The organism is Pantoea sp. R102, from assembly GCF_004916815.1.
In the GTDB taxonomy this organism is placed as follows: domain Bacteria; phylum Pseudomonadota; class Gammaproteobacteria; order Enterobacterales; family Enterobacteriaceae; genus Pantoea; species Pantoea dispersa.
This window is the reverse complement of sequence record NZ_SDFT01000108.1, coordinates 1-19,493: the sequence shown is the minus strand read 5'-3', so window position 1 is coordinate 19,493 and position 19,493 is coordinate 1. Positions and strand designations below refer to the sequence as shown.

Genomic DNA, 19,493 nt, shown 5'->3' with positions numbered 1-19,493 from the left:
TAACCCGCTCTGTTCGGGCTCGATAATGGCAGTTATCAGTTACAGACACTCCCAGCACCGGCAGTTATCAGGCGGGAACGTTATTTCGTCCCCTGCCCTTGCTGTCTATCAATAAGCGCCGTCGCGTTTGAGTACCACGCCGACCGTCTTAAACAGAATCGCGATGTCATTCCACAGCGACCAGTTTTTGACATACCACGAATCGAAATAGACGCGCGTCTCATAGTCAACGTCGTTACGACCGCTGACCTGCCACAATCCCGTCATGCCTGGCTTTGCCATCAGGTAATAATCAACATCACCGGCATAACGGCAGAGTTCATCTTCAATCACCGGGCGCGGGCCAACGAGGCTCATGTCACCGCGCACGACGTTCCACAGCTGCGGCAGCTCATCCAGGCTGGTTTTACGGATGAAATGACCGACTTTGGTAATACGTGGATCGTTTTTCAGTTTGAAATCTTTGTCCCACTCGGCGCGGGCTACCGGATCGGTGCGCAGCACCTCTTCCAGCACCTCTTTCGAGTTAATTACCATCGAGCGGAACTTCAGGCACTTGAACTTGCGGCCGTTGAGACCCACACGTTCGTGACCGTAAATCGGTGGTCCGCCATCACGGCCAACCATGAAGCCGAGTACCAGCAGCGCAGGTGACAGCGCGATAATGATGCTGAGCGCGCCGACGATATCGAATGCCCGCTTCAGGACACGCGAGGTGCGTTTCGCCAGGTTGTTATTCACACGCAGAATCATCACTTCATGGCTGAAGATGTACGCCATGTCGGTGCCGTACAGCGGCACACCGCGCAGCGTGGGAATCACCGAGACCGAGCGGCAGTTATGCATCGCCAGCATTTTCAGCCAGCGATCGCGGTGCTGACTCTGCTCAAACTCCACCGCGACAATGAACTGGGTTTCGCTGTTAGTCAGCTGCCACAATTCTTCCTCGTTGTGCAGCACCGGCACACCAGAGATGCTGGCCTGCGGGCAGCTGCCGTCCACGTCGAAGAAGGCGATCACATCAAAACCCATCACCTCTTCGCTCTGCAGTGCCTGCCAGGCTTCCTGCGCGTTGCGGTTGCTGCCGATAATGATGGTTTGCTTTTTCCACATACCGAAATGATTCAGCACGCGTTTGGAAATAGCACGCGCCAGCGGAATCAGCACCAGCGCTAAAATCCACGTTAATACCCAGACAAAACGGGACATCTGCCATTGTGATAATGCTGAAATTGACAAATCGATGACAGAGAAAATGAGAATGGTACGAAAGATCTCTTTCAGCTCAAACCAGAAGGGTTTGCGATAGGTATAATGACGCAGGCGAACCCAGAACCAGCCTGTACAAATTAAGGACAGACAGACATGGGTGGCGATTTTTAAGTTGAGGTCTTTTTCAGAAATATCTGCCAGTGGAGAATCGGCGAACGAATTAATCAGCGCGAGTGCAATAAACAATGCCGCGTTGAAACAAATTAAATCCGAGCACGCCAGTAAAATTTTTGTCAGAAGACTTTTATATGTAAATTCATTATCGCGCATATTTGACTCTTTTATTTTATTTCCCTTAATCCCTAACGCCTAAGCCTGAGTAATTAATGAGCGATGCACTAACTAAACCAGCGAGACAAACTGCGGCGAACTCCCCGGCATTTAGGCCAATTCTCTTTCCAGTTAAGCAAGAAAATTGTGATAAATACCAACAGATTAGTCTGACTTCCTTTTGCCGCAAGGCCAGACAATTCTTAACCTGTGAAAACCACGTCAGGCACGCTACCGCCCTTGGCTGTCGCTGCCAATACCGCTTACAACACCCTATTTTTTGTCCGCGCTTTGTCGCCACGCCGGGAAATACCCGCCTTAACCCGTGCACGATCACAATTCACAACATTAAGAAGCTAAACAGCGCGCTATTAACAACATTGGCGCAGACATTTACTAACACGTTGCTATACTAGTTATTACTGGCTTGTTTACAAGTAGGCCCCGTCTTCCCTGCACTATTTTAGGAAAAAGACTACCAGCCATAAGTATTGATGCCAGCCCCGCCAGGCAATTTCACGCCAAATTTCAGAATAATTCGATACCCGTCTTCAGATTAGTCGCATTAAAAATGTACGCTTTTGCCGCCGGATAAGAATAAATAGTGGTCTTCATCCACACAGGATGTTTATCCATACTTTTCACTTATCGCCCGGCTGAACAAGGTAAGATTAATCCTAATAAGCCGCCAGTCCGCGACATCCGCGCGGCCGGGGCGTATTTGTACCCTGTCTGACGATTAACTATCATCAGACTAAGCTCATTTTTAGACATTATGGTGATGAAAGTATGTGGGAGTGGATCATCGATCCGTCGCTCTGGGCAGGATTAGTCACGCTAATCGTTCTTGAGCTGGTGCTGGGTATTGATAACCTGGTTTTCATTGCCATTTTGGTGGAGAAGCTGCCGCCGACGCTGCGCGACCGCGCGCGAGTGTTCGGCCTGCTGCTGGCGCTGGTATCACGGCTGGTGCTGCTGGCGTCGCTGTCGTGGCTGGTTACGCTGACCCAACCGCTGTTCACCCTCTTCCAGCATAGCTTCAGCGCACGCGACCTGCTGCTGCTGGGCGGCGGTATCTTCCTGTTGTTTAAAGCCACGACCGAACTAAACGCCCGGCTGGAGGGCAGCGACGAGGAATCGTGTCAAAATAACAGCGGTGCTAAATTCTGGCCGGTGGTGGCGCAAATCGTGGTGCTGGACGCCATCTTTTCACTTGATGCCGTCATTACCGCCGTCGGTATGGTCAACGACCTGCCGGTGATGATGATCGCCGTGACCATCGCCATCCTGTTAATGCTGCTGGCCAGCAAGCCGCTGACGCGCTTCGTTAACGGCCATCCTACCATTGTGATTCTCTGCCTGAGCTTTCTGCTGATGATCGGCTTTAGTCTGGTGGCAGAGGGTTTCGGCTTCGTCATCCCGAAAGGCTATCTGTACGCGGCCATTGGCTTCTCGATTGTGATTGAGATCTTTAACCAGCTGGCGCTGTTTAATCGCCGCCGTTTTCTTACCGCCGGACGGCCGCTGCGCCAGCGCACCGCCGAAGCCGTGCTGCGCATTCTGCGCGGTGAAGCGCAGCGCGCCGATCTGGATGCCGACACGGCATCGCTGCTGAGCGATAACCAGGGCGCAGCGCTGTTTACCCGTCAGGAGCGGCGCATGATCATGCGCGTGCTGGGCCTGGGTCAGCGCCAGATCAACAGCATCATGACGTCACGCCATGACGTCGAGCACATCGATCTGAGCGAAGACCCGCAGTCGATCATGGATAAACTCGACCGCAACCAGCATACGCGCCTGCTGATCACCGAACAGGGGCGCGAGCCGCTGGGCGTGGTGCATGTGATCGATCTGCTGCATCAGTCGCTGCACAGTAAATCGCTGGATTTGCGTGCGCTTATTCGCCAGCCGCTGGTGTTTCCCGAGCGCGTCACCCTGCTGCAGGCGCTGGAGCAGTTTCGCCATGCGCGCACCCATTTTGCCTTTGTGGTGGATGAATTTGGTTCGGTGGAAGGCGTGGTGACGCTGAGCGACGTGATGGAGACCATCGCCGGCAACCTGCCCAATGAAGGGGAAGAGATTGATGCCCGTTACGATATTCAGCCCGCAGAGCATGGCGGCTGGATCGCCAACGGCCATATGCCGCTGGAAGATTTAGCGCTGTATGTGGCGCTGCCGCTCGACGAGAGGCGCAATTACCATACGCTGGCGGGATTGCTGATGGATAGCCTGCAGCACGTGCCCGCCGAAGGTGAGGAGTTGCGCGTCGGGGATTATCTGCTGCGCACCCTGCAGGTTGAGAACCATCGGGTGCAAAAAGTCGAGATTATGCCGGTCGCGCCCGCACCGTTTATTTAACCCGGTGCCGGAGCGTGATTTATTATGCGTGTCCGGCCACCAGTGTTGCGATTTGTAGCGGCGCGATTTATCGCGCATGCCTGACATCCGCACCGTTGTACATTGCGCAATAAATTGCGCCGCTACCCGTCAGTGCAACGCGGGGTCGCGGCGCGAATCATCGCGCGATAAACAATCCGATAACGTCGCCCTGGTCCTTTTATTGCCGCGGTGCAGACTTCTGGCTATCCAGCCACTGATTGAGGCGCGTTTTGGCTTCGCCCTGCAACTGCTGGCGCACCACGTCATCCACCGGCAGCGAATACTGCAGATTACCCCAGCTGCCGTACATGCGCAGCGGAATCGGCTGGCCGTTGAGTACTTTCGCCAGCCGGTCGTCGCCCTGCCAGCCGCGCAGAATCATATTAATGGTGACATCCAGCTGCTGCTTCACCACATCCACGTTGCCGTGGGTTTGCAGCGCCAGCCGGCTACTGCCGCCCTGCAGATCCGGCAGCGTGACGTTGCCCTGCTTCAGGCTGATGCGCCCGCTTAACTGTTCAATTCCCTGGTCATCCGGCTGATCGTTACTGACGCGATTGCTGACGCGCGCCACGGCGCGGCGCACCATCTGCTGCAAATTCAGCCGCGCCAGCTGCAGATTAGTCGCTTCCAGTTCTGCATTGCCCTGCCAGTTCTGTTTCGCCTCCGCCACGCTCAGCCCGGCACCGCTGATGTCGCCCTTGAGCGAGACCGTGCCCTGCAGCGAAGCCGGCAGTTCCAGCGCTTTAAGCAGCGGCGCAATGGCAATGCTGCTCAGCTCCGGCTGAAACGCCACCTGCGTGACCGGCTGACGGATATCCACCGAGCCGGGAATGGAAAAGTGGCCGTCACCAAATTTGCCCTGCAGCTTGTTGAGCGTCAGCAGCCCGCGCTGATTGCGGGCGTCAATTTGCAGATTGCTGAGCGTCAGACCGCGCCACACGCTGCTGTCAGCGTCGAGCGTCAGCTGCAAATCCATGCTGTTGAGCGGCGAGTCGGCATTATTGTGCGCGCGCGGCTCAGCGATCACCGGCGTGCGCATCACGTTAGCCTGCTGCGTGGTGCTGTTATCGCTGGCGGGCGCGCTGGCCATCAGGTTATCCAGATTGAGCGAGGTCGCGTGCAGTGCGAGGTTGAGCTGCTGCGGCAGGGCCAGCCGGCCCTCAGCGCTGCCGTCGAGGGCGCTGTCGTTCGCGGTTAACTGCAGCTTGTTCAGCGCAAACTGCTGCTGGTCGCCATCCCACTGCGCCTGCCCGCTCAGCGTACCTTTAATGCCCTGCGGCGGCAGGTTCGCGCCGTCCAGCGTGTACTCCAGTTCATCCAGCTGGCCGCTGATACGGTGCGGATAGTGCGCCACGTCCATCTGCCCTTTCAGGTTCAGGCTGAGATTGCGCTGATTGCGCGACACGCGGGTCGCCAGCTCAACGCTGGCCTGCCGGTTATCGTCCTGATTCAGGTTGAGGTTGAGATCGCGGAAGTTGTACTCGTCACCGCCCGGCTGCTGCCAGATGAGCAGGCTATCGGCGATGCGCAGTTTACTGATGTTAAAGGTCCAGCCATTGCTGGCGGCGATGGCCGGTTCACTATCGCCCGGCTCAATCGGCGCGCCCTGCGGTTTCTGCACCGCGCTGTCCGGCGTAGCGCGAATAATCGCGTTTTTCAGCATCACCTGGCTGACGCTCAACTGATGCGACAGCAGCGGCCACAGATTGACGTCCAGACGCATATTATCGGCGGTGACCATCGGCTGGCTGGCGCCGGGCGCGGTCAGGCTCATGCGGCCCGCCAGAATGCTGAGCTGCGGCCAGACGTGCCAGCGCAGGTCGCCGCTCACTTCAAGCTGATAACCACTGCGCTGTTTTACCTGCTGTACCATATAGGTACGAAAGTCGTTGGGATTGACCAGCAACACCAGTGCCGTCATGCCCGCTACGACCACCACTAACAGGATGGCCAGCGTGGTTATCAGTCTTCTCATTGCATCCTCATCACCGTCAGATTTCAGGCCGCTGGCGCGAAATCACTCCAGGAGAAACGTTAGTCTTTATCAATACGGCTGGCGTCAGCGCCCTGCTGCCCGCGATATTTGGCGTCTTCGCGGCGATTGTAAGGACGCGCCGCCGGTCCGGACAGCGGTTCAAAGCTCAGTGCGCCAATCAGCATGCCGGGACGCAGCGCCAGCGGCAGCTTACCGGAGTTGTAAAACTCCAGCACGATACGGCCCTGCCAGCCCGGATCGATGCGGTGCGCGGTAACGTGCACCATCAGCCCGAGGCGCGCCAGCGACGAACGGCCATCCAGCCAGCCCACCAGATCGTCGGGGATGGTGACGGATTCCAGCGTCACCGCCAGCGCCAGTTCACCCGGATGCAGAAAGAACGCTTCGCCTTCCGGCAGCACAATCTCATCGCTCATCACGCGATCCAGCGCCGCGCTCACTTCATGCTTTGGACCACTCAAATCTATAAACGGTGCGGTGTGGCCGCTAAAGGTACGGAACTGGTTACCGAGGCGCACATCCACGGTAGCACCGTTGATGCGCTCAACCGGCGGACGGGGATCGATGGCCAGCTTGCCGCTGTCCAGCCAGCTTTCAATATCGCGATCGCATAATCTCATCGCAGAAACTCCATGATTTAAGTGTAGCGAAAGGTGGTCAGGTTGTGACAAACCGTTCGCGTCACGTCCATCCGGACGCACGGTGTCCCGTTCCGGTCCCGCTGAACCGGACGGGCGTCGTCAAAGATACTGGTTAATTTTGGCCTTGAGGATATCAATGGCGATGCGGTTTTTACCACCGCGCGGCACAATGATGTCGGCATACTGCTTGGAAGGCTCAATAAACTGCAGGAACATCGGGCGCACGGTCTTTTGGTACTGGCTCATCACCGAGTCCATTGAGCGCCCGCGCTCGTTGACGTCGCGCTTCATACGGCGCATCAGGCAGATATCCAGCGGGGTATCAACGAAGATCGAGAAGTTAAGCTCCTGGCGCAGCCGTGCATCGGTCAGCAGCAGAATCCCTTCCAGAATAATCACTTTCTTCGGCTTCAGGTGAATACACTCGCCGGTGCGGGTGTGCTCAACGTAGCTGTAAACCGGCAGGTCGATATCTTCGCCGGCCTTGAGCGCGCGCAGATGCTGCAGCAGCAAATCGTGGTCCATCGCGCTCGGATGGTCGTAGTTGGTTTTCACCCTCTCTTCCATGGTGAGGTGGCTTTGATCTTTATAGTAGGCATCTTCGGGGATCACACCGATATGCTCGTCACCGACCTGGTCACGGATTTCACGATAGAGCGTGCTGGCAATAAGACTTTTTCCGGATGCGGATGCACCTGCAATGCCAACGATCACGCACTGATGAGACTTGTCAGTCATACTTTTTTAAGACCTGATAACTGGAGCCGGTTTCTGTCTGCACAAAAACAGGCCGATTGAGAGGGTTAGTTGGCGGCAATTATAGGGATTTCACCGGGTTGATGCCAGTGAAAACCGGCGCGCCGCCTTTTCAGACTATCCCGTTTTGCAGCCAGCGGCTTAATCGATACACTGTTTCTCTGCCCGCCGTGTGACTGGCGGGAGCCCGATAGTCGTTGCAAGGAAAAGTATGAGCTGGAGAACCCTGACCTATTTCGGCGACAGTATGTTGCTGATCCCCACTGCGGTGATCATCGCACTGGTGCTGCCGTGGAAAAGCGACAACCGTCGCACCGTCTGGTACTGGCTGCTGGCGTTTGGCCTGGCGGGCCTGCTGGTCAGCATCTCGAAAATTATGTTTCTCGGCTTCGGCATTGGCAGCGCGCGCTACAACTTCACCGGTTTCAGCGGCCATAGCGCGATGTCAGCGACGCTGTGGCCGGTGATGATGTGGCTGATTTCCGGCCGCTGGCCCACGTTCTGGCGCGCCCTGACCATCGGTATCGGCTATCTGATTCCGCTGATGGTGGGATTATCGCGCCTGGTGATCCATGCGCACTCGGTGAGTGAAGTGCTGGCCGGACTGATGCTGGGCTTTACCCTGAGCAGCGCGTTCCTGCTGAGCCAGCGCCGCACCGCGCTGAAGGGGTTTAGCGTGGTGCAGGTGGCAGTGGCATTTCTGATTCCGCTGTTGCTGATGGGCCACGGCCGCGTCGCCACCACCCAGCAGTTCCTCGAGCGTTTTTCCGCTGACCTCGCCGGGCTGGAAAAGCCCTTCACCCGCGCCGATTTGTTTCGCTGAGTGTGTTGCGCGGGAAAGGGTGTAAGGTCTGTCCATTACGTTTTGAACACGTTCCACAAATGATTGCACATACTGTAGCGGCGCAATTTATTGCGCGATAAATCGCGCCGCTACAAATCGTGCAATTTGTCGTGTCCTTACCTGAATCCCTGCAGATCCAGCAGGCGCGATACTGCCAGCAGATTTCACCGTTTTTGTCCGGTGCGCATTCATGCGCACCTGGATGCAGGCCGCAAAAAAACATTTCCGCACAAAGATATCTGACAGATGTGCTAGCATGGATTAAGAGATTGACTGGCGCATTTTTCTTCGAGTAATCAATGCGCGCTGCTGGATTCGTGCATGACTCTTGAGATAACAACCTCGCAGGATAATCCGCAAAAAAAGTGGCTCAGCGCCCTGCTGCTTTGCGCGCTGGCATTTTTACTGACGCTGTTCTGTCTGGAACTGATTGTTGTCAGCGGCCGCATTTCCCCGCTCTGGTACTCCACCGCGTTAATGACCGTCGTGGTGTTCCGCGCCCCCTCGCGACAGGTACCGCTGCTGCTGGCCAGCTGCGTGCTCGGCACGGCGCTGGCCAATCTGCTGGTGATCGGCCCGGCCCTGAGCAATGTCAAATTCGCCATCCTTAATATGGTGCAGGCCATCCTCGGCGGGCTGATGCTGCGCGCGCTGCTCGACCGCAAAGCCCCGCTCAACTCACTGGCCGACTGGATACGCTTTGCGCTGGCTGCGGGCCTGATCGCGCCGCTGCTGGGCGGCGTCGTGGCGCTATGGATGCTGCACGTTGACGGCCACGCCTCGCTGCCGTTTTTCTCCACCTGGGTGATCTCTGAAGTGATTGGCGTGCTGGCCTTCGGTCCAGTGCTGCTGCTGTGGCCTGATAAACCGCTGCGCCAGCTGATCACGCCGGAACGTCAGCTGGAAACGCTGCTCACGCTGATTGTCACGCTGCTGGCCAGCTATCTGGCGCTGCGCTTCCTGCCGTGGCCGTTTACCTTTATCGTGGTGATTCTGTTCTGGTGCGCGGTGCGCCTGCCCAAATTCGAAGCCTTTCTGCTGTTTTTCCTCAACGCCAGCTTTATCTCGCTGCTGCTGGCGCTCGACTGGGTCAACCTGGCGCGCAACGATCTGCTGCTCGGCCAGGTCAGCACCTGGCTGCCGTTTCTGCTGGTGCTGCTGCCGAGCCACGTAATGTCGCTGGTGATGGATGCCTTCCAGCGTGAAAAGCACCACATCAGCGAAAGCGAAACCCGCTTCCGCAACGCCATGGAGTATTCCGCCATCGGCATGGCGCTGGTATCACCGGAAGGCGGCTGGCAGCAGGTCAACCAGTCGCTGTGCCGCACGCTGGGCTTCGCGGCGGAAGAGCTGAAAAAACTTACCTTCCAGCAGATCACCCATCCGGACGATCTCAACAGCGACCTGCAGCAGCTGGAGCGGCTGATCGCCGGTGAGATCCTGACCTATACCCTGGAGAAGCGCTATTTCCGCAAAGATGGCGAGATCGTCTGGGCGCGCCTCACGGTCTCGATGGTGCATGATGCGCGGCTGCAACCGCTCTACTTTATCGCGCAGATTGTGGATATCTCCGAGCTGAAGCAGAGCGAGCAGGTCAACCAGCGGCTGATGGAACGCATCACGCTGGCCAATGAAGCGGGCGGCATCGGCGTGTGGGAGTGGAACCTGCTAAACGGCGAGATGTTATGGGACAAGCGCATGTACGAGTTGTTTGCGCTGGAGCCCCACCGGGTACCGAGCTACGACCTGTGGCTGCATCTGGTCGATGTTCAGGAACGTGAAGCGGCCGCGCTCACCATTCAGCAGGCGATTGAACGCCGCAGCGCCTTCCAGCTGGAGTACCGCATCAACCTGCCGCAGGGCGTGCGCTACGTGCGCTCCGAGGCCAATAGCATCATCAGCAAGGACGGGCAGATCGAACGCATGCTCGGCATTTGCCAGGACATTACTTCGCTGCGCACGCTGAATGAAGCGCTGTTCCAGGAGAAGGAACGCATGGCCATCACCCTCGACTCGATTGGTGAAGCGGTGATTTGTACTGACGATGAGATGCGGGTGACCTTCATGAATCCGGTGGCCGAGACGCTGAGCGGCTGGCCGCAGGCGAAAGCGGCTGGCGTGGCGCTGAGCGAACTGCTGACGATTACGCGTGGCGCGCAGGGGCCGCGCGTGGAGAATCTGTTGCTGTGCAGCCTGCCCGCCAGCAAAACCACACCGGACCTCGAAGAAGAGCTGGTGTTGCATACGCCGGATGGTGCCCAGGTCGAGATTCACTACAGCATCACGCCGCTGAAAACCCTGACTGGCAGTGACATTGGTGCCGTAATGGTCATTCATGACGTCAGCGAGTCGCGCCGCATGATGAAACGCCTGAGCTACAGCGCCTCTCACGATATGCTGACGCGCCTGCCGAACCGTCACAGCTTTGAACAGCAGCTGAAGCGACTGGTGAATGACGCCGCCGCGCATCACAGCGAGCACGTGCTGGTGTTTATCGATCTGGATAAGTTTAAAGCGGTCAACGATACCGCCGGCCATGCCGCTGGCGATGCGTTGCTGCGCGCACTGGCCGATCTCATGCAACAGCACCTGCGCAATAGCGATGTGCTGGCGCGCCTCGGCGGTGACGAATTTGGCCTGCTGCTGCCCTACAGCAATGTTGACCAGGTGCGCGAGGTGGTGCAGGGCATCGTCAGCGCGGTGCATGACTTTACCTTTATCTGGCAGGACCGGCCGTATCACGTCGGCGCCAGCGCCGGTATCACGCAAATCGATCAGCATAACTGCATCAGCAATGTGGTGATGTCGCAGGCCGATGTCGCCTGTTATAGCGCCAAACACGCCGGGCGCGGCCAGTATCAGGTTTACCAGGAAGTTCAGGGATAAACTGCGGCGCTGCCCATTGCCAGCCCGCGTTGGCTGCGCTAAAGTCGCCCCCTTTTTTCTGGCATGGGGGATACAATGTTTATCGGATTCGACTACGGCACGGCTAACTGTTCCATCGCGGTAACGGATAGCGGCACACCGCGGTTACTGACACTGGAAAACGGTCAGCGCCTGCTTCCCTCCATGATTTGCGCGCCCACGCGCGAAGCCATCAGTGAATGGCTGCACCGCCACCATCAGGTCCCCACGCCAGACCGCGAAAGCACCGCGCTGCTGCAGCGCGCGCTGCGTTATAACCGCGAAGAGGATATCGAGGTAACGCCCGCCAGCGTGCAGTTTGGTCTGACCGCGCTGCAGCATTATATGGTCGATCCGGAAGAGGTGTGGTTCGTCAAATCGCCGAAGTCGTTCCTCGGCGCCAGCGGCCTGAAACCCCAGCAGATCGCCTTCTTTGAAGATCTGGTATGCGCCATGATGCTACACATTCGCCAGCAGGGTGAAACCCAGCTCGATCAACCGGTTGATCAGGCGGTGATTGGCCGGCCAATAAACTTCCAGGGGCTGGGCGGTGACGACGCCAACCAGCAGGCGCAGGGCATTCTGCTGCGTGCCGCAAAGCGTGCCGGGTTCCGCGACGTCGAGTTTCAGTTCGAGCCGGTTGCCGCCGGTCTGGAGTTTGAAGCCACGCTGCAGCAGGAGACACGCGTGCTGGTGGTGGATATCGGCGGCGGAACCACCGACTGCTCCATGCTGCTGATGGGGCCGCAGTGGCGTAATCAGTCCGATCGCCGTGCCAGCCTGCTTGGCCACAGCGGCTGCCGCGTCGGCGGTAACGATCTCGATATTATGCTGGCGTTCAAAACGCTGATGCCGCTGCTGGGTCTGGGCGGTAACACGCTGAAGGGCACTGCCCTGCCCGCCCTGCCGTGGTGGAACGCGGTGGCAATTAACGATGTGCCGGCACAAAGCGACTTCTACTCAGCCGCCAGCGGTAAGTTGCTGCGCGATCTGGTGCGTGATGCCGAACAGGGCGATAAAGTCGCGCATCTGCTGAAAGTATGGCAGCAGAAGCTGAGCTACCGGCTGGTGCGCGCGGCGGAAGAGAGCAAGATTGCGCTCTCCGAGGAGCGCGAGACCGCAGCCTCGCTGGCGTTTATTGCGCAAACGCTGCAGGCGGAGATCAGCGCCGCGCAGCTGGAAGAGGCGATCAATCAGCCGCTGGCGCGCATTCTTGAGCAGGTGCAGCTGGCGCTGGCCAGTTGTGACACCCGTCCGGAGGTGATTTACCTCACCGGCGGCAGCGCCCGTTCGCCGATCCTGCGCGCCGCGCTGCAGCAGGCACTGCCCGACACGCCCATCGCCAGCGGCGATGATTTCGGCTCGGTCACCGCCGGCCTGGCGCGCTGGGCCGAAGTGATGTTCAGATAATTCCCTCTCCCGCTTGCGGGAGAGGGTTAGGGTGAGGGCCAGATAGCCCTGTGCGATTTTCCCCTCACCCTGCCCTCTCCCAAAGGGAGAGGGAAAAGTCACACATTCTGCCAGATTAGAAATTCACGTTCGCACTGATCCCACCCACAAACGCATCTTTCACCTCGCTCACCGCACCCGGTGCCACCACGTATTGCAGGTTTGGACGCAGCTGCAGCCATTTGGTCAGCTGCGCATTGTAATAAACCTCGTAGTTGTACTCGGAACCATCCTGAATCGGCAGATAAGTTGGGCTGTCGAAATTCGTTTCGCCGTTGGCATCATTCTGCTGACGCAGCGAACGGGTATACGCGCTGTTGACGTGAATACGCGCCGCGCCGACGCCAATCTCATCCTGCGGACGCGCATCAAACGGCCCTTTCCAGGTAAAGCTGATGGACTGATAGTTGTCGGTTTTCGAGGTTTTGTGATCGTTCATCACCGCCTGCACCGTCACGCCCAGACCCCGGCTGGCATCGCCGCCCTGCGCGGTCAGCTGCTGCTGTAACAGCACGTAGCCGCCGTAGGCGTGATCCTTGCTCTGATAAGCGCCATCGCGCCAGCTGCCGTAGTTATCGCCGTTGGCCGACGAGTAGTAGTAACCAATGCGGTAGTTACCCGGCAGGTTGGCCGGCCCGAAGGTCGGCTTCCAGCCCAGTTCCACCGGCACCAGGTTGCCTTCGGAGTTGCTGGTATCCAGACGGAAACCGTCACCGCGATCGTAGTTGGCACTGTTCTGGTTGTAGAAGCCCACCTGGAAGAACACTTCCGGCGTGAAGTTAACCTTCACGCGGCCGCCCCACTGGGAAACCGGCCAGTTAAACCAGCGGTCGCCGCGCCAGTTACCCGCCTGGCCGCTGCCGAATGCAAGGTTCTGGAACTTGCTGTCGAAGTTGTCGAAATCTTCCCCGACGGTGACGCGACCGGCTTTCAGGTTGACAGTGTTATCAAACAGCCCTTTGCTGAGCCAGAACTGCGTCAGACGCCAGGTCTGGCCACGTCCGTACACTTCCTGCACCGATGACAGCATGCCGGTACGGCGGTCTGCCACCTGATCGGAGATATTGCGACCGTTACGGTCGGTAATGGTCATCTGGAACTGCGCATCCTGCCAGTCGAGCAGTTTTTGCAGGTCAAGATTCAGGCCAAACGCCCACTGATCGCTGTAGCGCATCGAGGTGTTGGTATCAGCACCGCCGCCCAGGTTCGAGGCACTCTCCATGGTGTAGTTAACGTCGAATTTCACGCCGTCGTTTTCCAGCTGCGTTCGGTTACCGCCCCAGTCGCCAAACATATAGGGGGAATCGTAGCTGAACGCATCGGCTGCCACCGCCGACGCACTCAACATGGCAAACATCAGGGTGCCCGCTGCCAGGCGAGGCATATGCTGCACTGCTTTTTTTCTGTTCATGATGATTATTCTTCTGTGAATTTCCGGAGAGGAACGGGCAGAGAATAATGCTGAGGTTATGTCAGTTTTTGCAAATCTGTGCGCAGTGAGTGCAAAGGTGACAGTGACTTAACGCAATTGTGACAGCGATCGATGAATGGATATGTTCTGGAGGAAAAAGGCATTTTTTGCGTGGCGAAAAAATTATTACGTGACGGGACGCCGCAGCGTCCCGCTTCGCGTTACGGCTTGCTGGCGCTGGCCAGCTCTTCAATCTCCTGCTTGCTGAGCTCCAGCTCGGTGGCTTTCACCAGCTCATCCAGCTGCTGCAGCGAGGTGGCGCTGACAATCGGTGCCGTGATGCTCGGTCGCGCAATCTGCCACGCCAGCGCCACCTGGGTAGCAGAGGCGTCGTGCGAGGCCGCGACATCTTCCAGCGCTTCAATAATGCGCTTACCGCGATCGTTGAGATATTTTTCTACAATGCCCTGGCCGCGCGCGCTTTTGCTGGCGTCTTCCGGCTTTTTGTATTTCCCGCTCAGGAAACCGCTGGCCAGCGAGTAGTAGTTAATCACGCCGAGACCGTTTTTCACCGCCACCTGCTCCAGTCCGCTTTCATACTCCTGACGATCGTACAGGTTGTACTCCGGCTGCAGGGTTTCATAGCGCGCCAGTCCCTCCTGCTTACTGATGTCGAGCGCTTCCTGCAGGCGCTGCGCGCTGTAGTTGGACGCACCAATAGCCCGCACTTTGCCCTCTTTGATCAGCGAGTCGAAGGCTTTCAGCGTCTCCACCAGCGGCGTGCTGTCGTCATCACGGTGCGCCTGGTAAAGATCGATGACATCCGTCTGCAGGCGGCGCAGCGAATCTTCCACGGCCTGGCGGATATAGGCCGGTTTCAGCCCGGTTTTCTCAGGCGTCAGCTCCATGCCTACCTTGGTGGCGAGCACGATACTGTCGCGCTTACCGCTTTTTTTCAGCCACTTACCGATGATGGTTTCCGATTCACCGCCGGCGTTGCCCGGCGCCCAGCGCGAGTAAACGTCTGCGGTATCAATGAAGAACAGCCCCTTTTCCACCAGCGCGTCGAGCAGTGAAAACGAGGTTTTTTCATCGACCGTCCAGCCAAAAACGTTGCCGCCAAACGTCAGCAGCGGCACGCTGATACCGCTGTCGCCCAGCTGACGGGTTTTGTGTTGACGCATGTGATCCTCCTTAGTGAAACGAGACTGGTCTGTCATTCAGCTTAGCAAAGGAAAAAGTCACGCTTATGCGTATTGCTGCCAAAATATTTACTGAATATGAATACTTAGCGTGCCCGGGGCGATATTCTTAATTCCTTCAATTTTTGCCCGACCCGGGCGACTACAATCATTTCGTTTGCGCCGCGGTTCGTTTGCGCGCGCATGTGGGGAAAACGAAACCGCCGGAGAGCACACAGAGCAATGAATAAACGATTAAAAACAGGCCTGATTAGCGTGGTGGTGCTGGCTGCGCTGGCGGGCGCTTACTACTGGTGGCAGCATCCGGCCGAGCCTGCGCAGGCTACCCAGGCTGATGGCCAACCGCATCACGGACGCGGTGGCAACAACAGCGGCGGACGCCGTCCGCTGGCACCGGTGCAGGCCGCAACCGCGACTACCGAAAGCGTGCCCTATTACCTCAGCGGACTGGGCACCGTCACCGCGGCCAATACCGTTACGGTGCGCAGTCGGGTCGATGGCCAGCTGATGGCGCTGCACTTCACGGAAGGTCAGCAGGTGGAGGCCGGCGCGCTGCTGGCAGAAATCGATCCCCGACCATGGCAGGTAGCGCTCACCCAGGCGCAGGGCCAGCTGGCCAAAGATCAGGCGACGCTGGCTAACGCGCGCCGCGACCTCAGCCGTTATGAAAAGCTGGCGAAAACCTCGCTGGTGTCGCAGCAGGAGCTGGATACCCAGCGCTCGCTGGTCAGTGAAACCCTCGGCACCATCAAAGCCGACGAAGGCAATGTGGCCAGCGCGCAGCTCAATCTGACCTACAGCCGCATCACCGCGCCGATTGCCGGACGCGTCGGGCTGAAGCAGGTGGATGTCGGCAACTACATTACCGCCGGCGATACCAATGGTCTGGTGGTGATCACCCAGACGCACCCGATTGACGTGGTGTTCAGCGTTGCCGAGAACAATATCAGCCAGATCCTGAAAGCCCAGAAAAGCGGCCAGCCGCTGCCGGTTGAAGCCTGGGATCGCAGCAATAAAACCCTGCTGACCACGGGTGCGCTGCTGAGCATTGATAACCAGATCGATGTCACCACCGGCACCATTAAACTCAAGGCGCGCTTCAGCAATCAGGACGACGCCCTGTTTCCCAATCAGTTTGTTAATGCCCGGCTGAAGGTGGATACGCTGCAAAACGCGGTGGTGATCCCGACTGCCGCGCTGCAAATGAGCAACGACGGCCACTTTGTCTGGATGGTGAACAGCGATAACAAAGTGAGTAAGAAACGCGTCACCGCCGGGCTGCAGGATAGCCAGAAAGTGGTGATTGATGCCGGGCTGCAGGCCGGTCAGCGCGTGGTCACTGACGGTCTCGACCGCCTGACCGAAGGCGCCACGGTGGAGATTGTCGCCGCACAGAGTATCGCCACGCACAGCACGCGCGCGGCGCAACCGGCTCGCGGAGAACGTCAATAATGCAGGTGATGCCTCCCGACGCCAGCGGCGGCCCGTCACGCCAGTTTATTCTGCGCCCGGTGGCCACCACGCTGCTGATGATCGCGATTTTGCTGGCCGGCGTGCTGGGCTATCGCTTCCTGCCAGTTTCCGCGCTGCCGGAAGTCGATTACCCGACCATTCAGGTCGTCACGCTCTATCCCGGCGCCAGCCCGGATGTGGTGACCTCGTCGATTACCGCGCCGCTCGAGCGCCAGTTCGGGCAGATGTCCGGCCTGAAGCAAATGGCGTCGCAAAGCTCCGGCGGTGCCTCGGTGATTACGCTGCAGTTCCAGCTGACGCTGGCGCTCGACGTTGCCGAACAGGAAGTGCAGGCGGCGATCAACTCTGCCACTAACCTGCTGCCTAACGATCTGCCGAATCCGCCGGTGTACAACAAAGTCAATCCGGCCGATCCGCCAATCATGACGCTGGCCGTTACCACCACCAGCATGCCGCTGACGCAGGTGCAGGACATGGTGGAAACGCGGGTGGCGCAGAAGATTTCCCAGGTCTCCGGCGTCGGTCTGGTCACGCTCTCCGGCGGCCAGCGTCCGGCAGTGCGGGTGAAGATGAACGCACAGGCGCTGGCGGCCCTCGGCCTCACCAGCGAGACGGTGCGCACCGCCATCAGCAACGCCAACGTCAATTCGGCGAAAGGCAGTCTTGATGGCCCAACGCGCTCCATCACGCTGTCGGCCAATGACCAGATGACCTCCGCGGAGGATTACCGCAAGCTGATCGTCAGCTACAGCAACGGCGCGCCGGTGCGGCTGGGCGACGTCGCCACGGTTGAACAGGGCGCAGAAAACAGCTGGCTGGGCGCCTGGGCCAACCGTCAGCCAGCGATTGTGCTGAACGTGCAGCGCCAGCCGGGCGCCAATATTATCGCCACCGCTGACAGCATCCGCGCGCTGCTGCCGTCGCTGACCGCCACGCTGCCGAAGTCGGTTGACGTCAAACTGCTCACCGATCGCACTACCAACATTCGCGCCTCAGTAGCGGATACCCAGCATGAGCTGATGCTGGCCATCGGGCTGGTGGTGATGATCATCTATCTGTTTCTGCGCAATGTCCCGGCCACCATTATTCCGGCAGTCGCGGTGCCGCTGTCGCTGGTCGGCACCTTTGCCGCCATGTATTTCCTTGGCTTTTCGATCAATAACCTGACGCTGATGGCGCTGACCATCGCCACCGGCTTTGTGGTCGATGACGCCATCGTGGTAATCGAGAACATCTCGCGCTACATCGAAAAAGGTGAAAAGCCGATGACCGCCGCGCTGAAAGGTGCCGGTGAGATTGGCTTCACCATTATCTCCCTCACCTTCTCGCTGATCGCGGTGCTGATTCCGCTGCTGTTCATGGGCGATGTGATTGGCCGTTTGTTCCGTGAGTTCGCCGTGACGCTGGCGGTGGCGATTCTGATCTCGGCGGTGGTCTCGCTGACGCTGACGCCGATGATGTGCGCGCGCATGCTGAGCGCCGAATCGCTGCGCAGGCAGAACCGCTTCTCCCGCGCCAGCGAGGCGATGTTCGATAAGGTGATTGCCGGCTATGGCCGCTGGCTGACGCGCGTGCTGCGCCATCCGTGGCTGACGCTGTCGGTGGCGCTTGGCACGCTGCTGCTGACGGTGCTGCTGTGGGTGGTGATTCCGAAGGGCTTCTTCCCGCAGCAGGACAACGGCATCATTCAGGGCACGCTGCAGGCGCCGCAGTCGGTCTCTTACGCCAGTATGGCGCAGCGCACCCGCGACGTGGCATCGATCATTATGAAAGATCCGGCGGTGCAGAGCCTGACCTCGTTCGTCGGCGTGGATGGCACCAACGCGGCGCTTAACAGCGCGCGGCTGCAAATCAACCTGAAACCGCTGGACCAGCGTGACGATCGTATTCCGGCAGTGCAGCAGCGGCTGCAGCAGGCGATCGATCGCCTGCCCGGCGTGTCGCTGTGGCTGCAGCCGGTACAGGATCTGACCATTGATACCCAGGCGAGCCGCACGCCGTACCAGTTTACCCTGCAGTCGGGTTCGCTGGAGTCGCTGGGCAGCTGGGTGCCGAAACTGCTGGCACAGCTCAACACCTTGCCGCAGCTGCGCAACGTCAGCAGCGACTGGCAGGATCAGGGGCTGGAAGCCTTTGTGCGCGTCGATCGCGACAGCGCCAGCCGGCTCGGCATCAGCATGGCCGACATTGATAACGCGCTGTACAACGCCTTTGGTCAGCGCCTGATCTCAACGATTTACACCCAGGCCAATCAGTATCGCGTGGTGCTGGAGCAGGACAACACGCAAACCCCCGGTCTCGCCAGCCTCGACGCGATTCGCCTGAACAGCAGCGACGGCGGCAGCGTGCCGCTCAGCGCCATCGCGCAAATCGAAGAGCGCCACGCTGCGCTGAGCATTAATCATCTCGACCAGTTCCCGTCGGCCACCTTCTCGTTTGACGTGGCGCACGGCTACTCGCTCGGCGATGCGCTGCAGGCGATCACCACGGCGGAAGATCAGGTCGGCATGCCGGCAGAGATGATGACGCAGTTCCAGGGCAGCACGCTGGCGTTTGAAGCGGCGCTGACCAGCACCATCTGGCTGATCGTCGCGGCGGTAGTGGCGATGTATATCGTGCTCGGCGTGCTGTATGAGAGCTTCATCCACCCGATTACCATTCTGTCGACGCTGCCCACCGCCGGCGTTGGCGCGCTGCTGGCGCTGATGCTGAGCGGCAACGAGCTGGATATCATCGCCATCATCGGCATCATTTTGCTGATCGGTATCGTGAAGAAGAACGCCATCATGATGATCGACTTCGCACTGGCCGCCGAGCGTGAACAGGGCATGGCGCCGCGTGAGGCGATCTATCAGGCCTGTCTGCTGCGCTTCCGGCCGATTCTGATGACCAC

At 58.7% G+C, this 19,493-nt stretch carries 12 protein-coding genes; 6 read left to right on the top strand and 6 right to left on the bottom strand.

Annotation, left to right across the window (positions count from 1 at the left end; all coding sequences use genetic code 11):
* Positions 1-108: 108 nt before the first annotated feature.
* Positions 109-1,542, bottom strand: coding sequence for an undecaprenyl-phosphate galactose phosphotransferase WbaP (wbaP, locus tag ERD80_RS12220; protein WP_136547079.1), 1,434 nt, complete (start codon positions 1,540-1,542; stop codon positions 109-111).
* A 789-nt stretch (positions 1,543-2,331) separates the two neighbouring features.
* Here wbaP and ERD80_RS12215 point away from each other — a divergent pair.
* Positions 2,332-3,900 (top strand): TerC family protein, encoded by a 1,569-nt coding sequence (locus tag ERD80_RS12215; protein ID WP_136547077.1) that lies wholly within the window; start codon positions 2,332-2,334, stop codon positions 3,898-3,900.
* 199 nt (positions 3,901-4,099) lie between these two features.
* On the opposite strand, the gene asmA is transcribed toward ERD80_RS12215, so the two are convergent.
* The 3 genes from asmA to udk form a co-directional block, all read right to left on the bottom strand.
* The gene (gene asmA / locus ERD80_RS12210; protein WP_136547075.1) at positions 4,100-5,899 is read right to left on the bottom strand and encodes an outer membrane assembly protein AsmA; all 1,800 of its coding nucleotides are present in this window, start codon (positions 5,897-5,899) and stop codon (positions 4,100-4,102) included.
* Positions 5,900-5,958: 59 nt separating this feature from the next.
* Positions 5,959-6,540 carry a dCTP deaminase gene (gene dcd, locus ERD80_RS12205; RefSeq protein WP_021509321.1) on the bottom strand — a complete coding sequence of 194 codons (582 nt, stop codon included), beginning with the start codon at positions 6,538-6,540 and terminating at the stop codon, positions 5,959-5,961.
* Between the two features lie 120 nt (positions 6,541-6,660).
* Entirely contained in the window at positions 6,661-7,299 is a 639-nt protein-coding gene (udk, locus tag ERD80_RS12200; RefSeq protein WP_136547073.1) for a uridine kinase, read from the bottom strand.
* A gap of 229 nt (positions 7,300-7,528) precedes the next feature.
* On the opposite strand from udk, the gene ERD80_RS12195 reads away from it, so the two are divergent.
* The 3 genes from ERD80_RS12195 (at position 7,529) to yegD (ending at position 12,475) form a co-directional block, all read left to right on the top strand.
* Positions 7,529-8,140, top strand: coding sequence for a phosphatase PAP2 family protein (locus tag ERD80_RS12195; RefSeq protein WP_021509320.1), 612 nt, complete (start codon positions 7,529-7,531; stop codon positions 8,138-8,140).
* Positions 8,141-8,482: 342 nt separating this feature from the next.
* Positions 8,483-11,047: a diguanylate cyclase gene (locus ERD80_RS12190; protein WP_136547071.1), complete on the top strand. Its 2,565-nt coding sequence runs from the start codon at positions 8,483-8,485 to the stop codon at positions 11,045-11,047.
* Between the two features lie 75 nt (positions 11,048-11,122).
* Positions 11,123-12,475, top strand: coding sequence for a molecular chaperone (yegD, locus tag ERD80_RS12185; RefSeq protein ID WP_136547070.1), 1,353 nt, complete (start codon positions 11,123-11,125; stop codon positions 12,473-12,475).
* A 115-nt stretch (positions 12,476-12,590) separates the two neighbouring features.
* Here the strand turns inward: yegD and ERD80_RS12180 are convergent, their stop codons facing one another.
* Positions 12,591-13,925 (bottom strand): carbohydrate porin, encoded by a 1,335-nt coding sequence (locus ERD80_RS12180; RefSeq protein WP_058780350.1) that lies wholly within the window; start codon positions 13,923-13,925, stop codon positions 12,591-12,593.
* A gap of 221 nt (positions 13,926-14,146) precedes the next feature.
* On the bottom strand, positions 14,147-15,109 hold the full coding sequence (locus ERD80_RS12175; protein ID WP_021509316.1) for an aldo/keto reductase: 963 nt from the start codon (positions 15,107-15,109) through the stop codon (positions 14,147-14,149).
* A 240-nt stretch (positions 15,110-15,349) separates the two neighbouring features.
* Between ERD80_RS12175 and ERD80_RS12170 the strand changes: the two genes are divergently transcribed.
* Together ERD80_RS12170 and ERD80_RS12165 are read left to right on the top strand one after the other, a co-directional pair.
* Positions 15,350-16,579, top strand: a complete 1,230-nt coding sequence (locus ERD80_RS12170) for an MdtA/MuxA family multidrug efflux RND transporter periplasmic adaptor subunit (protein ID WP_136547068.1) — start codon at positions 15,350-15,352, stop codon at positions 16,577-16,579.
* On the top strand, positions 16,579-19,493 hold a 2,915-nt coding region (locus tag ERD80_RS12165), incomplete at its 3' end, for an MdtB/MuxB family multidrug efflux RND transporter permease subunit (RefSeq protein WP_136547066.1). The genes ERD80_RS12170 and ERD80_RS12165, both read left to right, overlap by 1 nt.